This is a genomic window from Novosphingobium sp., assembly GCF_030696665.1.
GTDB lineage: Bacteria > Pseudomonadota > Alphaproteobacteria > Sphingomonadales > Sphingomonadaceae > Novosphingobium.
Map to the genome: position 1 here is coordinate 460,532 of NZ_JAUYRV010000046.1, position 16,355 is coordinate 476,886.

16 protein-coding genes are annotated in these 16,355 nt (G+C 62.5%); 10 read left to right on the forward strand and 6 right to left on the reverse strand.

Going from position 1 to position 16,355, the window contains the following annotated elements; genetic code table 11:
- Positions 1–39: 39 nt before the first annotated feature.
- A complete protein-coding gene (gene ettA, locus Q8R81_RS15035; RefSeq protein WP_305619210.1) occupies positions 40–1,713 on the forward strand; it encodes an energy-dependent translational throttle protein EttA in 1,674 nt (557 codons plus the stop codon).
- 21 nt (positions 1,714–1,734) lie between these two features.
- On the opposite strand, the gene Q8R81_RS15040 is transcribed toward ettA, so the two are convergent.
- Positions 1,735–2,211: a DUF6265 family protein gene (locus tag Q8R81_RS15040; RefSeq protein ID WP_305619212.1), complete on the reverse strand. Its 477-nt coding sequence runs from the start codon at positions 2,209–2,211 to the stop codon at positions 1,735–1,737.
- 10 nt (positions 2,212–2,221) lie between these two features.
- The gene (locus Q8R81_RS15045) at positions 2,222–2,812 is read right to left on the reverse strand and encodes a flavin-binding protein (RefSeq protein ID WP_305619213.1); all 591 of its coding nucleotides are present in this window, start codon (positions 2,810–2,812) and stop codon (positions 2,222–2,224) included.
- A 133-nt stretch (positions 2,813–2,945) separates the two neighbouring features.
- On the opposite strand from Q8R81_RS15045, the gene Q8R81_RS15050 reads away from it, so the two are divergent.
- The gene (locus tag Q8R81_RS15050; protein WP_305619217.1) at positions 2,946–3,968 is read left to right on the forward strand and encodes an RcnB family protein; all 1,023 of its coding nucleotides are present in this window, start codon (positions 2,946–2,948) and stop codon (positions 3,966–3,968) included.
- A gap of 83 nt (positions 3,969–4,051) precedes the next feature.
- Here the strand turns inward: Q8R81_RS15050 and Q8R81_RS15055 are convergent, their stop codons facing one another.
- Positions 4,052–4,420 carry a MarR family transcriptional regulator gene (locus tag Q8R81_RS15055; RefSeq protein ID WP_305619219.1) on the reverse strand — a complete coding sequence of 123 codons (369 nt, stop codon included), beginning with the start codon at positions 4,418–4,420 and terminating at the stop codon, positions 4,052–4,054.
- Positions 4,421–4,669: 249 nt separating this feature from the next.
- Between Q8R81_RS15055 and Q8R81_RS15060 the strand changes: the two genes are divergently transcribed.
- The 6 genes from Q8R81_RS15060 (at position 4,670) to Q8R81_RS15085 (ending at position 9,669) form a co-directional block, all read left to right on the forward strand.
- On the forward strand, positions 4,670–5,347 hold the full coding sequence (locus tag Q8R81_RS15060; RefSeq protein WP_305619221.1) for a 2OG-Fe(II) oxygenase: 678 nt from the start codon (positions 4,670–4,672) through the stop codon (positions 5,345–5,347).
- Complete coding sequence (locus tag Q8R81_RS15065) at positions 5,347–7,230, forward strand: DUF885 family protein (protein WP_305619223.1); 1,884 nt, start codon at positions 5,347–5,349, stop codon at positions 7,228–7,230. Before Q8R81_RS15060 ends, Q8R81_RS15065 begins: the two co-directional genes overlap by 1 nt.
- Before the next feature lie 86 nt (positions 7,231–7,316).
- Positions 7,317–7,724: a DUF350 domain-containing protein gene (locus Q8R81_RS15070; RefSeq protein WP_305619225.1), complete on the forward strand. Its 408-nt coding sequence runs from the start codon at positions 7,317–7,319 to the stop codon at positions 7,722–7,724.
- Between the two features lie 23 nt (positions 7,725–7,747).
- The gene (locus Q8R81_RS15075; RefSeq protein ID WP_305619227.1) at positions 7,748–8,146 is read left to right on the forward strand and encodes a hypothetical protein; all 399 of its coding nucleotides are present in this window, start codon (positions 7,748–7,750) and stop codon (positions 8,144–8,146) included.
- A 3-nt stretch (positions 8,147–8,149) separates the two neighbouring features.
- Entirely contained in the window at positions 8,150–9,301 is a 1,152-nt protein-coding gene (locus Q8R81_RS15080; RefSeq protein ID WP_305619230.1) for a glutathionylspermidine synthase family protein, read from the forward strand.
- Entirely contained in the window at positions 9,298–9,669 is a 372-nt protein-coding gene (locus tag Q8R81_RS15085; RefSeq protein ID WP_305619232.1) for a potassium channel family protein, read from the forward strand. The genes Q8R81_RS15080 and Q8R81_RS15085 overlap by 4 nt, the downstream gene beginning before the upstream one ends.
- A gap of 12 nt (positions 9,670–9,681) precedes the next feature.
- Here Q8R81_RS15085 and Q8R81_RS15090 read toward each other — a convergent pair whose 3' ends face one another.
- Complete coding sequence (locus Q8R81_RS15090; RefSeq protein ID WP_305619234.1) at positions 9,682–11,286, reverse strand: lysine--tRNA ligase; 1,605 nt, start codon at positions 11,284–11,286, stop codon at positions 9,682–9,684.
- Between the two features lie 316 nt (positions 11,287–11,602).
- A complete protein-coding gene (locus Q8R81_RS15095) occupies positions 11,603–12,496 on the reverse strand; it encodes a flagellin (protein WP_305619236.1) in 894 nt (297 codons plus the stop codon).
- A gap of 207 nt (positions 12,497–12,703) precedes the next feature.
- Between Q8R81_RS15095 and Q8R81_RS15100 the strand changes: the two genes are divergently transcribed.
- Together Q8R81_RS15100 and Q8R81_RS15105 are read left to right on the forward strand one after the other, a co-directional pair.
- On the forward strand, positions 12,704–15,406 hold the full coding sequence (locus Q8R81_RS15100) for an ATP-dependent DNA helicase (RefSeq protein WP_305619423.1): 2,703 nt from the start codon (positions 12,704–12,706) through the stop codon (positions 15,404–15,406).
- Entirely contained in the window at positions 15,403–15,948 is a 546-nt protein-coding gene (locus tag Q8R81_RS15105) for a histidine phosphatase family protein (RefSeq protein ID WP_305619238.1), read from the forward strand. The genes Q8R81_RS15100 and Q8R81_RS15105 overlap by 4 nt, the downstream gene beginning before the upstream one ends.
- Here Q8R81_RS15105 and Q8R81_RS15110 read toward each other — a convergent pair.
- The gene (locus tag Q8R81_RS15110; protein WP_305619240.1) at positions 15,945–16,334 is read right to left on the reverse strand and encodes a MerR family transcriptional regulator; all 390 of its coding nucleotides are present in this window, start codon (positions 16,332–16,334) and stop codon (positions 15,945–15,947) included. The two genes, Q8R81_RS15105 and Q8R81_RS15110, sit on opposite strands and share 4 nt — an antisense overlap.
- Between the last annotated feature and the right edge of the window lie 21 nt (positions 16,335–16,355).

Consider the following 16,355-nt stretch of genomic DNA (forward strand, 5'->3'; position numbering starts at 1 on the left):
CGGCGCAACTCCTTTTCGCCATTCATCCAAGGACCAGACATGGCTGCCCAATACGCCTACGTCATGAAAAGCATGACGAAGACATTCCCCGGCGCGCAGAAGCCGGTGCTGAGCGACATCAGCCTGCAATTCTATCAGGGTTCCAAGATCGGTATTGTCGGCCCGAACGGTGCCGGTAAATCGACGCTCATCAAGATCATGGCCGGGATCGACAAGGATTTTACCGGCGAGGCTTGGCCGGGTGAGAACATCACGGTCGGCTATCTTGAGCAGGAGCCGCAGCTCGACGAGAGCAAGACCGTGCTTGAAAACGTCAAGGACGGCGCGCGCGCAATTGCCGATATGGTCGACCGGTTCAACCAGATCGGCATGGAGATGGGCGAGGAAGACGCCGATTTCGATGCGCTGGGCGCTGAAATGAGCGAGCTGCAGGACAAGATCGACGCGGTCGATGGCTGGACGCTCGACAATCAGCTGGAAATCGCGATGGAAGCGCTGCGTTGCCCGCCGGGCGACTGGCCGGTGGGCAGCCTTTCCGGCGGTGAAAAGCGCCGCATCGCGCTGACCCGCCTGCTGATCCAGAAGCCTTCGATCCTGCTGTTGGACGAACCGACCAACCACCTTGACGCAGAATCCGTCGAATGGCTGGAAAACCACCTGAAGGAATATGCCGGCGCGGTGCTGATGATCACCCATGACCGCTACTTCCTTGACAACGTGGTGGGCTGGATCCTCGAACTCGACCGTGGGAAATACTTCCCCTACGAAGGCAACTACTCGACCTATCTGGAAAAGAAGGCCAAGCGCCTTGAACAGGAAGATCGCGAGGAAAGCGGCAAGAAGAAGGCTCTCAGCCGCGAACTTGAGTGGATCCGGCAGACGCCCGCTGCCCGTCAGGTCAAATCCAAGGCGCGTATCCGCAAGTTCGAAGAACTGCAGAACGCGCAGGACAACCGGCCTATCGGCAAGGCGCAGATCGTCATTCAGGTGCCCGAGCGCCTTGGCGGCAAGGTGATCGAGGTGAAGAACATCTCGAAGGCCTTTGGCGACAAGCTGCTGTTCGAAGACCTGTCATTCATGCTGCCACCGGGCGGCATCGTGGGCATCATCGGGCCTAACGGCGCGGGCAAGTCCACGCTGTTCAAGATCCTGACCGGCAAGGAACAGCCGGACAGCGGCACGGTGGAAATCGGCAGCACCGTTCACCTCGGCTTTGTTGACCAGAGCCGCGACGATCTGAACCCGAAGAACAACGTCTGGCAGGAAATCTCTGACGGTCTGGACTACATGACCGTCAACAAGCAGGAGATGAGCACGCGGGCCTATGTCGGCGCGTTCAACTTCAAGGGTGCGGACCAGCAGAAGAACGTCGGCAAGCTTTCAGGCGGTGAACGCAACCGCGTCCACATGGCCAAGATGCTGAAGCTGGGCGGCAACGTGCTGCTGCTCGACGAACCGACCAACGACCTTGACGTGGAAACGCTGAGCGCGCTGGAAGACGCCATCGAGAACTTTGCCGGTTGCGCCGTGGTCATCTCGCATGACCGCTTCTTCCTTGACCGTCTCGCCACCCACATCCTGGCCTTCGAAGGCAACAGCCACGTCGAATGGTTCGAAGGCAACTTCGCGGCCTATGAAGAAGACAAGCGCCGCCGTCTGGGCGATGCTGCGGATCGCCCGACCGCGCTGGCCTACAAGAAGCTGACGCGCTGATCTGATCCGCTTGGTCTTCCGCTAACCGCCCTTTCGGCGGAAGCGGAAGACCAGCGTGTCGCGCTTGCCTTTTTCCTCGACTACGACTGACGCAGTCATTGCGTCAGGGCCGGTGCGTTCATAGACGAGGCCGGAGAAATCGAAGCGGTCTGCCGATCTTGCGGTCAGTGGAAAAGCCTCCACCTCGTCCTTTTCCTCCCAGCCGGTCAGGTCGGGATTGAAGTGCTTGAGCCGGTAGGCAAGCGATCCGCCCTGCTCCACGATGGTGATGATTTCGTAGAACATCACCATGCCATCGGCTCTCATCTGGCGGAAGTGGCCGACCATCTGGCCACCGGCGGGCGCGCTGTAGGATTCGAGCGCGGGCGCGCCGGCAATGCCCTCGCCCTCCCAAGAGCCTTGCAGCCACGCGAGGTCTGCCAATGTGGCCGCCGGTGCCGCCAGTGCTGTTGCCGGTGCCAGCAGCATCACGGCAAGGGCAAGGTTGAGGCTGTTCATGGCATTCTCCTCATGGTGCCACCCATTCTGCGCGCCACGGCAGATCCGCGCCAGCGCGGGCAAATCTTGCGCGTTCTCCGCCAAGGTGTGTCAGCCGCAGCCAATCGAGACTGCGCACTTCGACCAGCAGCACGGCGAAGTTGCTGTGCCCCGGCAGGGTCTCTTCGGGCAGAGGCGCGCGGTACAAGAGGTCTTCGGGCAGCGCCGATCCCGGCTCGTCCAGCAGAGCGCCCGGTCCCGCCTCGGCCAAGTAGCAGCGGCGGCTGGAAGGGGCAGATCGCTCCCACGCGGCGTCCGAAAGAAGGCTGCCGTGCTCGATCCACCCCGCGCCGCGCATGCGCAACTGCACGCGCGCGGCCGGATCATAAGCCAGCAATGAAACCGGAGCGCCATCACCGATCAGTGCACACTTGGGGCTGCGCAGGTCTGTGTGAAAGCGCAAACGTGCAAGGTCTGCGGTCGCCTCTCGCAGCACCATGATCCGCAGGTCACCATCGGCGGTGCCCACCACCGGCGTGTGCATCGCGTGCCGACGGTCTTGCGCTGCTGCAACAAGCCGCCCCGCCGCATCGGCCAGCACCCCATCCAGCGTCAGCTCCATTCATGTTTCTCCACACAAACCTGAACGAGAGGCCGTCAAGCCGGTTCATATATCGGACAGCGCGAATCAGGTATTACGAAATGGTAACGGCCCTGAAGTGTCACGGCCAACAATCGGGAAAGGGTCGGCCACGATGTCCGGCAAGTCAATCTTCAGCAAGAGCGCCATCGCAGTGCTGGTCGTGGCAATGGCAACCACCGCCATTCCCTTAGAAGTCATGGCGCAGGAGCGGCAGCAGCGCGGCGAACGCAGCGGCGCGCGTGACGGTGACGGTGGCAATGGTGGCGGTGGCCGGATGTGGGGCCGGAGCGGCGACGCAGGCAACCGTCAGGCAACGCAGGCCCGCCCACAGCGCGTCCAGCAGCAGCCTCAAACAGCCGCGGCACCCGTACAGCGTGCTGCGCCGCGTGTAGAGCGCCCGGCTGCGGGCAGCTGGCGCGGCACCGGCAATGTCGAAAACGGCGCACGCTGGAGCCGCGAAGACCGTGGCCAGGCAGACCGTGCAACACCGCAGCGCACCACCCCGGCCCCTTCGCAGATCCGCACGCCGGACCGGCCAACCACCGCGCAGACCACACCGCAGCGCGGCTGGGACGGCACCCGCTGGAATGGCACGTCGCCCGGCCGCAACAATGGCAGCAACAACGGCAATTGGCGTGACAATGATCGCCGCGACGATAACCGCAACGCGAATGGCAGTTGGAATGGCCGGAACCAAGGCTATGCCGACCGGGACCGCAACCGCGATTACCGCGACCGGGATCGCAACGACGGGCGCGGCAATTCGTGGAACAGCAACAACGGTCGGCGCGATGGTTGGAACAATAACAACCGGGGCGATAATCGCCGCTGGAGCAACGACTGGCGTCGCGACAACCGCTACAACTGGAGCCAGTATCGCACCCTCAACCGTGGCTTCTATCGCCTGCCAACGTATTATGCGCCCTATCGCGGTTATGGGTACAACCGCCTGTCGATCGGGATTTTCCTGAACTCAGGCTTCTATGGCAACAACTACTGGATCAATGATCCTTGGTCGTACCGCCTGCCACCGGCTTACGGCTCGTACCGCTGGGTCCGTTACTGGAACGATGTGATTCTGGTCGATACCTATTCAGGCGAAGTTGTTGACGTGATCCACAACTTCTTCTGGTAAGATAGCTTTGATGGCTGGCAACCGTCAGCCATCAATCAGGCGGCCCCACTGACAAAAGACAGTGGGGCCGTTGTTTTGTAGGATCAACCGAGAGCAGCGCCCGATAGCGCGCGCAGCACATTGCGCATCATTTCGTGCCCGTCCTCGGTAAGCCGGACGTATCGACGGCGCGCGTCGGCATTATCGGCAATGCGATAGATCAGGCCTTCCTGTTCCAGCCGGGCAATCCAGCGCAGTATGGTGGTCGACGGTACGCCCGCATCAAGGCACACCGAAGAGACCTGCACTTCGGTACGGCGACGATCCGCGATGTACAGATCGAGAAGGATATCCCAGCCGGGTTCGCCAAATAAACCCCGCCGGGCGCTGGCTGCATCCCGCTTTCTACGAAGGCCGTAAATCGCTACGGCGAGTTTCAGACTTTCCAGTTCCGGATCAGCGAAGGCGTCCAAACAAAACTCCTCCGGCCAACCAACGCTCATGACGGCAAAAGGCCGCTTTTAGACCCGACAGCAGGTACACGCCCCTAAGCACTGCATCGAAACTTATGATCGTTCAGCGACCGCTAAAAACAACCCTTGTTGCTTTTGGTTAACCCAAAGTTGCGGGAAATGCTTGATGAAATCTGTATTAAGCGTCCACTTCGGACTAAATGACGGGGCTTGCACCATACAACGCATTGAAGCAGGACGGTTCCTGAGATGTCGATTTTTGCAAAGACCACGCGCTTGTCGACTGAGACACTTGCCCTCAAGCGTGTAGGTGAGGTTGTCCGCAAACGGCTGACGCAAGACCCCGGCGTCTACCGGCTGCCGGTCGATGAACTCGAAATATTTGGCGTCGCCCAATTTTTTTCCGAAGCCGAATGTAACAGGCTTATGACCATCGTCGAGTCGGTCGCGCGCCCCTCTCCAACCTACATGGGGACTGACGCTACCGGGCGGACCAGCTACTCTGGTGACGTCGATCCTAACGACCCGTTCGTCATCATGCTGCAGCGGCGGATTGATGATCTGATGGGCATTGATCCTGCATATGGTGAGACAATTCAGGGGCAGCGCTACCACCCGGGTCAGGAGTTTCGCGGGCACTACGATCACTTCCTGCCTTCACAACATTTCTGGGACGCGGAACAAAGGCGTGGCGGTCAGCGTAGCTGGACTGCAATGGCGTATCTCAATGCCGTTGAAGAAGGCGGGACGACCGACTTCACCCGCCTTGACCTGTCCATCCCGCCCCAGCCGGGCGCCCTGCTGATCTGGAACAACATGAAGCCTGATGGCACGCCCAATCCCAATGCCATGCACGCCGGAATGCCGGTGGTGCGCGGCGTGAAATATGTCCTGACCAAGTGGTATCGGGCGCGCCCGTGGTGCTGATGCGTCGGCTGGCTTTGGGCGGCGCTGCGCTCTGCCTGCTTGCTGCGACGGCAGCACCCTCGTCACCCGGGGTCGCCCCGCATGGCGCATCAAAGCCCGGAACGATTGAGCCGAAAGCAAGGATCGACGGACAGCCAGGCGGCCAGCCGGCACAGCGCGCAGCGCCGCCCATTTCCGCAAATACGTCGCTCGACCGTTTGTTTGCAGCAGACCTGCACCAAAGCCTTGCGCTTGATCCGCTGGGCGCGTTGCAACAGGGCAAGCGCGTGCCAACGAGCCAGTTCCTGCTACTATTCACGCCGCGCCTTGCACGCGAACGGCGCGATGCCAACAACCGCCTGCTAGGCGATCTGGGCGACATTGATCCCGCCGCGCTCGACGAAGGCCACCGCATCTCACGCGCGGTCATGCTTGATGCAAAACAGGCAGAGCAGGCGCTGCTTACGCCAGACTCACTTGCACTGACCGAGGTGCAGCCGTTCAACCACTTCGGCGGCTTCCATGTGTCGTACCCCGAACTTTCATCACCCGGCAGCGGGCTGGTGCTGGAGAACGCGGGCGATTACGAACTGTTGATTGCCCGACACCGCGCTCTTCCTAAAGTGTTCGATCAGGCCATCGCTCGTTTCCGCGAAGGCATGGCCAGCGGCGTCACTGCACCGCGCCTGACCGTGGATAACATGATCACGCAGATCGACGGGTTGCTGGCTCAGCCGGTCGACCGGTCGCCGTTCATGTCCGCTGCGCGCAGCTTTCCCACAGACATGCCGCAGGTCCAGCGCAGCAAGTTGCGCCACGACCTTCATCAGGTGACCGCAAATGTGGTCTATCCGGGTTATCGCGACCTGCGGCGCTTTCTGGCCGAGGAATACCGGCCCGCCGCCCGTAGCAGCGTCGGCCTGTCTGCCATCCCCGGTGGACCTGCGCTTTATCGCCGTCTGGTGCGGATCAACACCACGCTCGACCTTGATCCGGCGGCCGTCCACGACCTTGGCCTTGGCGAAGTGGCCCGGATTCAGAGCGAGATGGAGCAGGTGAAGGGCGAGTTGGGCTTTAACGGCCCACTGCGCGATTTCTTCGATCATATCCGCACCGATCCGAAATATCACCCGCGCACCGAAAACGAGCTGGCCGAAGGTTTCCGCGCGGTCGGCCGCAAGGTCGATACACTCGCACCGCGCTATTTCCTTCACCTGCCGCGCACGCCACTGCAGATCCAGTCATACCCGCCCTATCGCGCAAAATTCGAGGCGGGCGGCAGCTATGCGCAAGGATCGCCCGATGGCAGGCTGCCGGGCACATTCTTCTTCAATTCCTATGACCTGAAGAGCCGTTTTCTGACCGGCATTGCCACGCTTTATCTGCACGAAGGCGCGCCGGGGCATCACTTCCAGATCAGCCTTGCGCAAGAGAATACCGCCCTCCCCGATTTCCAGCGGTTCGGCGGCAACACCGCTTACATCGAAGGCTGGGCGCTCTATGCCGAAACGCTGGGGTACGAGATGGGGTTCTACAAAGACCCGATGCAGCATTGGGGCACGCTGGACGACGAGATGCTGCGCGCCATGCGGCTGGTCGTAGACACCGGCCTTCACACCAAGGGCTGGAGCCGCGAACAGGCGGTGGACTACATGCTCGGCAATTCAGGCATGGGCCGCAGCGATGCCGAAGCCGAAGTGGACCGCTACATCGCCATTCCGGGGCAAGCGCTGTCCTACAAGATCGGCGCGCTGACGATCCAGCGGCTGCGCAAGGAAGCCGAAACCGCGCTGGGCGATCGTTTCGACATCCGCCAGTTCCACGATCAGGTTCTGGGCAGCGGGGCCTTGCCGATGCAGGTGCTTGAGGCCAAGGTGCGCGCATGGATCGCCGCCAGCCGCTGATACCAGCCGCCGGTGGCTTGCAACTGTAACGCGGCGCTGCTTTACAGGAAGCGTCGGGGGCTAAGGCCGGAGCAGGGGGAATTGCGATGCTTGGATACTTCGTGGCAGCACTGCCACATTTTCTGGCGTATTTCGGAACGGTCATCGCCTTGGCGGTGGTGTTCCTGTTCCTCTATTCGCGCTTCACGCCCCATCCGGAATTCGTGCTCATCCGTGAAGGAAATGCGGCAGCCGCCACGCAACTGGTCGGCACGTTCATCGGGTTTGCCATTCCGGTCGCGGTCGTCACCGCCAATTCGGTCAGCCTGGCTGACGTGATGATGTGGGGCGCGGTGGCCGCGGTGGTGCAACTGCTGGTTTTCGTCGTGATTGCCCGCCTGCTCTTCCGGGAAGTCGCTGCAAAGCTTGGCGAAGGATGCATCGCCTCGGGAATCTTCGTCGGCGGGATCGGGCTTGGCACGGGCGTGCTGCAAGCCGCCTGCATGGTGCCCTGAGCGCCGTTGCGGAAGGATTGGCGATGAAAAAGCAACTCGTGCTGACCACCGCAATGGCGGCAACGCTGGCTGGATGTTCTGGCGGCAACGACTGGGACGATGGCGTGGTGGCAGACCGCGATACCGCTGTCTGCGTCGATCAGGAAGGCCGCCGCATTCCCGATGAGAACTGCCGCAATGGCCGCGCCACCGGGCGCGCTGGCAGTTCGTTCTTCTGGTACTACGTCGGGCGCGGCAACCGCGTGCCTTACTATGGCGATCCAGTGCGCGATCCCAGTTATGGGTACAAGGGCAGCTACTTCCCGGCCAAGGGCGCGACGTATGCGCAAGCGCCTGCAGGTGCAAACATGACGCGCAGCACGCCGGTTTCGCGCGGTGGCTTCGGGTCCAGCGGCAAGTCGTTCGGCGGCAGTTGGTCCTGATCGGTGCGACGCCTGACGCTTGCCCCGCGCACGGACTGGCAGGCAAAAGTCGCCGACCTCGGCCTGCTGTGGCACAGCGACGCTGACGGCCCCTACTGGGACGAGAGCGCAGCCTATGCGTTCTCGCTGGCGCAGATCGAAACGATCGAAGACGCGACCGAAGCCGTCCACAAGCTCTATATCGAAGCCGCTGAAGTCATCGTCCGCGATGATGTGCTGATGGCATCGTGCGGCATTCCCGCGCACTGGCACAACGTGGTGCGCGAGGCGTGGCAGCGCCGTTCGCCCGCGCTCGACTTCGGGCGGTTCGATTTTGCGTGGGATGGCACCGGTCAGCCCAAACTGCTCGAATACAACTGCGATACGCCCACTTCGCTGCTCGAAACCTCGATCGTCCAGTGGTTCTGGAAGGAAGAGGTGTTCCCGCAGGCCGACCAACTCAACAGCCTGCACGAAAAGCTGCTGGCGCGCTGGCAGGCCGTGGCAGGCGCACTGCCGGGGCGGCGTGTGTGGTTCACGCATGTGGCCGACGATGCACATGAAGACACGATGACCACCACGTATCTGCGCGATCTGGCGGCGCAAGCCGGGCTGGAAACGTTCGGCCTGCTGATCGACCAGATCGGGATTGATGCAGATGGCCGCATTCTGGATCAGGACGATTTCCTGATCACCGCGCTGTTCAAACTCTATCCTTGGGAGTGGCTGGCCACTGAGCAGTTTGGAACCGCCATCCTGCCGCACATTCACGAGACCATCTGGCTGGAGCCGGTGTGGAAGATGCTGTGGAGCAACAAGGCGGTATTGACGGTGCTGTGGGACTTGTTCCCCAATCACCCCAACCTGCTACCCGCCTCGTTCTCGCCCGGCGCGGTGGGGCCGGACTATGTGGCCAAGCCGGTGCTGGCGCGTGAGGGGGCGAACATTGAGGTCGTCTCGAACGGCACGGTTCTGGCGCGGTCGGAAGGCAAGTATGACGCCAGCCGCATGGTGTTCCAGCAGCGCTATCCGCTCAAGGATTTCGGCTGCGGCTACCCGGTGCTGGGCAGCTGGATCGTTGCGGGCGAGGCCGCTGGACTAGGCATCCGCGAGGATGGCCTGATCACGGGCAACCGCGCCCGCTTTGTCCCCCACGTGATCATGGAGGAAGCATGAAAAACCTGCGCGCTGCGACCGACACGTTCCTTGAACTCGTGCTGATCTACGCCCTGCTGCTGGCTATCGCAGCGGCACTGCTGGCCCGGTTCGAAGGGCTGGACTTCATGACCGGCCTCTACTGGGCCGCGACGACGGCAACCTCGACCGGGTACGGCGACATCTCCCCAAAGACCGGCGCGGGGCAGATCGTGGCGGTATCGCTGATGCACATTTCGATCTTCCTGATCGCGCCGATGATCGTGGTCCGCCTGATCGACCGCCTCAACGAAAACCGCGATGCCTTCACCCACGAAGAGCAATTGCACATTCTCGAAGCGCTCGGGCGGATCGAAAGCCGGCTGGATCGGCTTGAACAGGGGAAATAGTCCCCCTGCCCCTCAGTCCAGCGCCTCGGCAATCAGTTTGCGCGTGTTGTCAACGCCGTAGAGCGCGATGAAACTGCCCATGCGCGGCCCTGCGCTGGAACCCAGCAGCGTTTCATAGAGGCATTTGAACCAGTCGCGCAGCTGTTCGAAGCCGTAGTGCGGATCTTTGCCGATCTCGTAGACGATGTTCTGCAGTTCTTCCGCCGTCGCGTCGTCTGACGTGCCCGCCAATTCCTCGTCGAGTGCGGCCAGAGCCTGTGCTTCGTTGCTCTCCGGCTTGCGGCGCTGCAGCGTGGGCGCGATGAAATCGCGGTTGTAGGCGAGCGCGCGGGTGACCAGGCCGTCGAGCGCTGGGTGCGCCGCGGCGTCTGCGTTCTCCACGTAATTGCCGAGGTAGGACCAGACCTGCTCACGTGTGGCCGACGCGCCAAGCACGCCTACGAGGTTGAGCAAGAGGCCGTAAGTGACCGGCAGGCTGTCACCCTCGCCGCCTTGGTAGCCGTTGGTGCGCAGCAAGTGCCAGACCGGATTGCCCAACTGCTGCTCGACCGGCTGTGCGGGCAGCTTTTCGCGGAACTGCCAGTATTCATCGACCGCGCGCGGGATGATGCCGACGTGGAGCGACTTGGCGCTCTTGGGTTCGCGGAACAGGTAGAAGCCGAGCGATTCCTCGCTGCCGTATTCGAGCCACTGCTCGATGGTCAGGCCATTGCCCTTGGACTTGGAGATCTTCTCGCCCTTCTCATCGAGGAAGAGTTCGTAGATCAGGCCTTCGGGGCGATGGCCGCCCAGCACGCGGGCGATCTTGCCCGATTGGGTGACGCTGTCGGTCAAATCCTTGCCGCACATTTCGTAGTCCACGCCCAGCGCAACCCAGCGCATCGCCCAATCGACCTTCCACTGCAGCTTGGACCAGCCGCCCAGCACGGTGTGTTCGATGGTCTCGCCATTGCTGTCGGTGAAACGGACGATCCCGGCTTCGGCGTCCACCACTTCGACCGGCACCTGCAGCACTTCGCCCGTGGTGGGCGAGACCGGGAGGACCGGCGAATAGGTCTTGCGGCGCTCCTCGCGCAAGGTGGGGAGCATGATGTCCATGATCGCCTGCCAGTTGCGCAGCACGTTCTTCAACGCATCGTCAAAGACGCCGGCGTTATAGCGGTCCGAGGCCGAGACGAATTCGTAATCGAAACCGAAGCGATCCAGAAACGCGCGCAGCATCGCATTGTTGTGGTGGGCGAAGCTTTCGAACTTCTCGAACGGATCGGGAATGCGGCTGAGCGGGTGGCCGAGGTGCGCATCGAGCACCGCCTTGTTGGGCACGTTGTCGGGCACCTTGCGCAACCCGTCCATGTCATCCGAGAAAGCGACGAGGCGTGTGGGATGACCGCCTGTGAGCACTTCATAGGCGCGGCGCACGAAGGTGGTGCGCAGCACTTCCTGAAACGTGCCGATGTGCGGCAGGCCCGAGGGGCCGTAGCCGGTTTCGAACAGCACGGGCACCAGTTCGCCAGAGGCATCGCGTTTGCCGCCCGGGAAGCGCTTGATGAGCTTGCGGGCTTCCTCGAAGGGCCATGCCTTGGAGGTTTGGGCGGCGGTGTGGATGGCATCTGTCATAGTGCCCGCCCTTTTGCGCGGCTGTTCAGGTTTCGCAAGCGAAAGCTGAAGGGGTTTACGGGGTTTACACAGTCCTGAGAGAAAGAGTCATGCCCCAGGTGGGGTGGGATTTGGCGCGTTTAAGCGCGACCCCCGGTCAAGCCCGGGGTGACGAATGTGTGGGGGTGTGGGGCGGCAGTCAGCAGCATTTTCGCTGCCTATCATAAGCCCTGCCCTGTAGGAAAACGCCGAAAAGGCGGGGCCGCGCTCACGCGGTCCCGCCGTTCCGTGGAGGTGCTTCTGAGGGGAGGCAATCCTCAGAAGCGAGAAGTCATGCTTACTTCAGCAGCGACAGGACGTTCTGCTGGGCCTGATTGGCCTGCGCGATCATCGCCGTCGACGCCTGCGACAGGATCTGCGCCTTGGCCATCTGCGTGGTTTCTGCGGAGTAGTCCGTATCCAGAATGCGCGAGCGGGCGTCCGAGAGGTTCGTGACGTTATCGTTGAGGTTGTTGATCACCGATTCAAGGCGGTTCTGGCCTGCACCGAGGCCAGCGCGAGTAGCACTGACAGCAGCCAAAGCATCGTCGACATTGGTAATGGTGGCTGTGGCGTTCGTGGTGCCGCTGCCGTCTCCCGCAACGGTGTCATTGACCTTGAGCGACTGCGTACCGGCTGCCGTGTAGGCAGTATTGCTTGTGCCAAACAGCACGTCGCCATCGAAGGCCACGCTGACAAGCGTCACGGTATCGTTGGTTTCAGCACCGGTCTGGATCACGAATTCGAGATTATCTGCGGCGACCGGCGCTGTTTCCACTGTGAACAGATCGTTGCCGTTGAACTTGGTCTTGGTCAGAACTTCGCTGACCTGGCTGGTGAGGTTTTCCACTTCCGACTGCATCGCGTCACGGTCAGAGCCCTGATAGGTGCCCGATGCGGCCTGTACGGCGAGTTCGCGGATGCGCTGCAGCATCGCGGTGACTTCATTGAGCGCGCCATCGGCGGTCTGGGCAAGGCTGATACCGTCGTTCGCGTTACGCACGCCCTGACTCATGCCCTTGATTTGCGAGGTCATGGTGGTGGTGATCGCAAGGCCCGCCGCGTCGTCCTTGGCACCGTTGATGCGCTTGCCGGTCGACAGGCGTTCCATTGCAACGCCGAGCATCTTGTTCGCTGAATTTGAAGCGTTGGTCGCACGGACCGCGCTGATATTGGTGTTGATGACTGCCATTTCCCATTCTCCACTATGGGCCGAAGCGGGCATAAGCCGCGTCGGTAAAAGGTTCCCAGCGAGAAGGACGGATGCTGCGCACAAAGTTTAAGGGGGCTGGTTAATCCGCGTGCAGGATTCTTTTGAGCCGGTTCAGGCTTGCCGCGTGTTCCATTCCTGTTCTAACGGTTGTGCGTGACCGAAATCCCCGCCCTTGTACACCCAGCCATGTCGCTTCCGGCGATTCATGCCAGCCACGGCGGGTGCTGGCTGCGCGACGGATTCTCCACGCGCGGGGTGAGCAAGGGCGATGCGATTGTCGCGGCAGCCGATACGCCGCTGCTGATGCTGAACGCGCCACTGGTGGCCAGCCGTCTGGGCTATCCCGATCTGTCGGGGCTGGATCTGCTCGAACTGTTTGCGTTCATCCATCCGGCAAAGTTCATGGTGCCAACGCCCAAAGGGTTGGCCCACACGCTTGATCTGCCTGAACCTGTGGGCGACGATGCGGTGCCATTGCTGCTGCAACAGGCCGCCGAAGCCTTGCTGGCAACATGCGAGCGCGATGACTGGGCCGAGCGTGAAGGCGCATGGACAGCCCTGCAATCGCTGATACGCATGCGCTGGCCGTGGGCAACACTGCTGACACCACGCATCAAAAAGCCGCAACGCGCCGAACGCTGGCTGTTTACGCGCCTGCCCGAATGGGAAGAGACAGCGGACCGCCCGCAACCCGCCCAAGTTGTGCTCGCAGACGATGCCGTGGTGGCGCGTCTGGCAGAATTGACGGGCGCGGATGCGGAAAGCCGGCCCGCACAACAGGCCTATGCGCGTGAGGCGGGGCGGATGTTTGCGCCGCGCCGGGATCAACGCCAGCCGCACGTGGTGCTGGCGCAGGCGGGGACCGGGACGGGCAAGACGTTCGGCTATCTCGCACCGGCCTCGTTATGGGCAGAGCAATCGGGCGGAACGGTGTGGGTATCGACCTATACCAAGGCGTTGCAGCGCCAATTGCGGCGCGAAAGCCGTCGCGCCTTTCCCGCAGAGCGGAATGGCAAACCGCCGGTGGTGGTGCGCAAGGGGCGCGAAAACTACCTTTGCCTGCTGAACCTTGAGGATGCGCTGCAAGGCGGGTTCGGAGGACGGGCGGCGGTGCTGGCACAGTTGGTGGCGCGGTGGGCAGTGTTCAGCCAGGATGGCGACATGGTGGGCGGCGATTTGCCGGGCTGGCTGGGCACACTGTTCCGCAAGCGCGGGATCGCGGCACTGACCGACCAGCGGGGCGAATGCGTCTATGCCGGGTGCCCGCATTACCGGAAGTGCTTTATCGAGCGCGCGGCACGGGCCTCTGCCGATGCGGAACTGGTGATCGCCAATCACGCGCTGGTGATGGTCAATGCGGCGCGCGGGCGCGATGCAGCACAGCGGCCAACGCGGATCGTGTTCGACGAAGGCCATCACGTGTTTGAGGCTGCGGACTCAACGTTTTCGGCAGCCATTACCGGGGCGGAAACAATTGAACTGCGCCGCTGGGTAATCGGGCCGGAGGGCAAATCGCGCGGACGACGGCGCGGGCTTTCGGCTCGGCTGGCCGATGTGGCGAGTTATGACGAGGAAGGCGAGCGAGCGATTGCGCAGGCGCGCACGGCGGCAGAAGCCCTGCCCTCTGAAGGCTGGCTGGCGCGGGTGGTGGAACGCACGCCTTCAGGGCCGATGGAAGAACTGCTCTGCGCAGCACGGGCGCTCGCCTATGCGCGGGACGAAAGCGGCGGGCAGGAAGCGGGCTACGGCCTTGAGACCGAGATTGCACAGTTGGACGGCGCATTTATCGAAGTCTCCGGCCGTGCGCAGGAAGCTCTGGAGGCTTTGCGCAAGCCGCTGGTGCGGCTGGGGCTACGGCTGGAGGCCCTGATCGAGGATGGGCCGGACTGGCTCGATGGCACTGCACGCGCGCGGATCGAGGGTGCGCGCGGGGCGATTGGCTGGCGCAGCGATCTGATCGCCGGGTGGATCGCGCTGCTGGCGCGCCTGGGCGGGCCAGGCGATCCTGACTTTGTAGACTGGATTGCGGTGGAGCGTTCGGACGGGCGCGAGTGGGACGTGGGGCTGCACCGGCATTACCTTGATCCGATGAAGCCCTTCGCCGAAAGCGTGCTTGCGCCTTCGCATGGGGTGATGATGACGTCTGCCACATTGCGCGATGGCGAGGACTGGTCGAGCGCAGTGACACGCAGCGGCGCGCCGCATCTTGACGTGAATCCGCGATTGTTCGGTGCGGACAGTCCGTTCGACTACGCCAATCAGGCCGAAGTGCTGATTGTAACCGATGTGCCGAAGGGCGACATTCCGGCGCTGGCAGCGGCCTATGGACGGTTGATCGAGGCTTCGGGCGGCGGCGCGCTGGGGCTGTTTACCGCAATCCGGCGGCTGCGCGCGGTCTATGGCCGGATTGCCGACCGACTGGCACGCAACGGGCTGCCCTTGTTTGCGCAGCACGTCGATCCGATCGATACCGGCACGCTGGTGGACATCTTCCGCGATGATCCGCGTGCATCGCTTCTGGGCACCGATGCGCTGCGCGATGGGGTCGATGTGCCGGGCCACTCACTGCGGCTGGTGGTGATGGAGCAGGTGCCGTGGCCCAAACCTTCGATCCTGCACCGGGCGCGGCGACTGGCGGGCGGCGGCGCTGTATACGATGATCGCATTATCCGCGCGCGGCTGGCGCAGGCCTTCGGGCGACTGATTCGTTCGGCCGGAGACAAAGGGCATTTTGTGGTGCTGTCCTCCGCTTTCCCATCACGGCTGCTATCAGCTTTCCCGGCAGGCACCCCGATCCGGCGCGTTACACTTGATGCGGCTTTACAAAGCGTGGGCAGCGGTGTTTCTGGGAACGCGGACGCAACCAAGCGTCACGAGGGGATTTCGTGAAAACACTGGCCCTGTTCCGCCATGCCAAATCGGACTGGAGCGACGCGCGCGCGCGCGATTTCGACCGCCCACTGAACGCGCGCGGACAGCGGGGGGCGCAGGCGATGGGTGGTTATATCCGGGAAACCGGGCGCACGTTCGACCGCATGATCGCCAGCCCCGCCGTGCGCGCGGCCGAGACCGTTGAAGAGGCAAGCAAGGCGTGGAAATGCACTTTCAAGGTCGAATGGGACCGGCGCATCTACCTTGCCAGCTCAGCCACGTTGATCGACCTGATCAAGGAGCTTTCGGGCGATCCGGCCAGCGTGCTGATGGTAGGGCACAATCCCGGGCTGGAGGATCTGATCTTCGATCTGGTGCCTGACGATGGGTCATCGCCCCTGCGTGACGTCGTCGAGGAGAAATTCCCGACGGCGACGTTTGCCGTGCTGGAACTGGATGTTGCGCGTTGGGCCGACGTTTCAGAAGGCTGCGCGCGACTGGTGGAGATCAAGCGACCGCGCGATCTGGACCCGGCGCTGGGTCCGCAACTGATCGACTAATCGAGTGCCACGGCCAATCGGTCGCGGATACCTTGCAGGAATTCAATGAGCGGAGCGGCGGATTCTACCGGCGCGGGGCGCTCTTCATGCTGCTGGTCGGCTTTGACTATTGTGGTTTTGCCGCCGCCGAGCGCCTGCTTGGCACCTTTGATTGTGTACCCTTCGTGGTGGAGCAACCGGTCTATCCGAGAGATCAGCGCGACATCTTCGGGGCGATAATAGCGTCGCCCTCCTGCCCGCGTCAGCGGACGCAGCAGGGGAAATTGCTCTTCCCAATAGCGTAGAACATGCTGCCGAATGCCCAACGCCTTCGCCACTTCGCCAATGGTGCGCAAAGCACCTGGTTCTTTGCCATCGGCAGAGCGGGGAAGGTTGGTTTTTTCCATAGGCGCTGGTTCTTGCAGGGT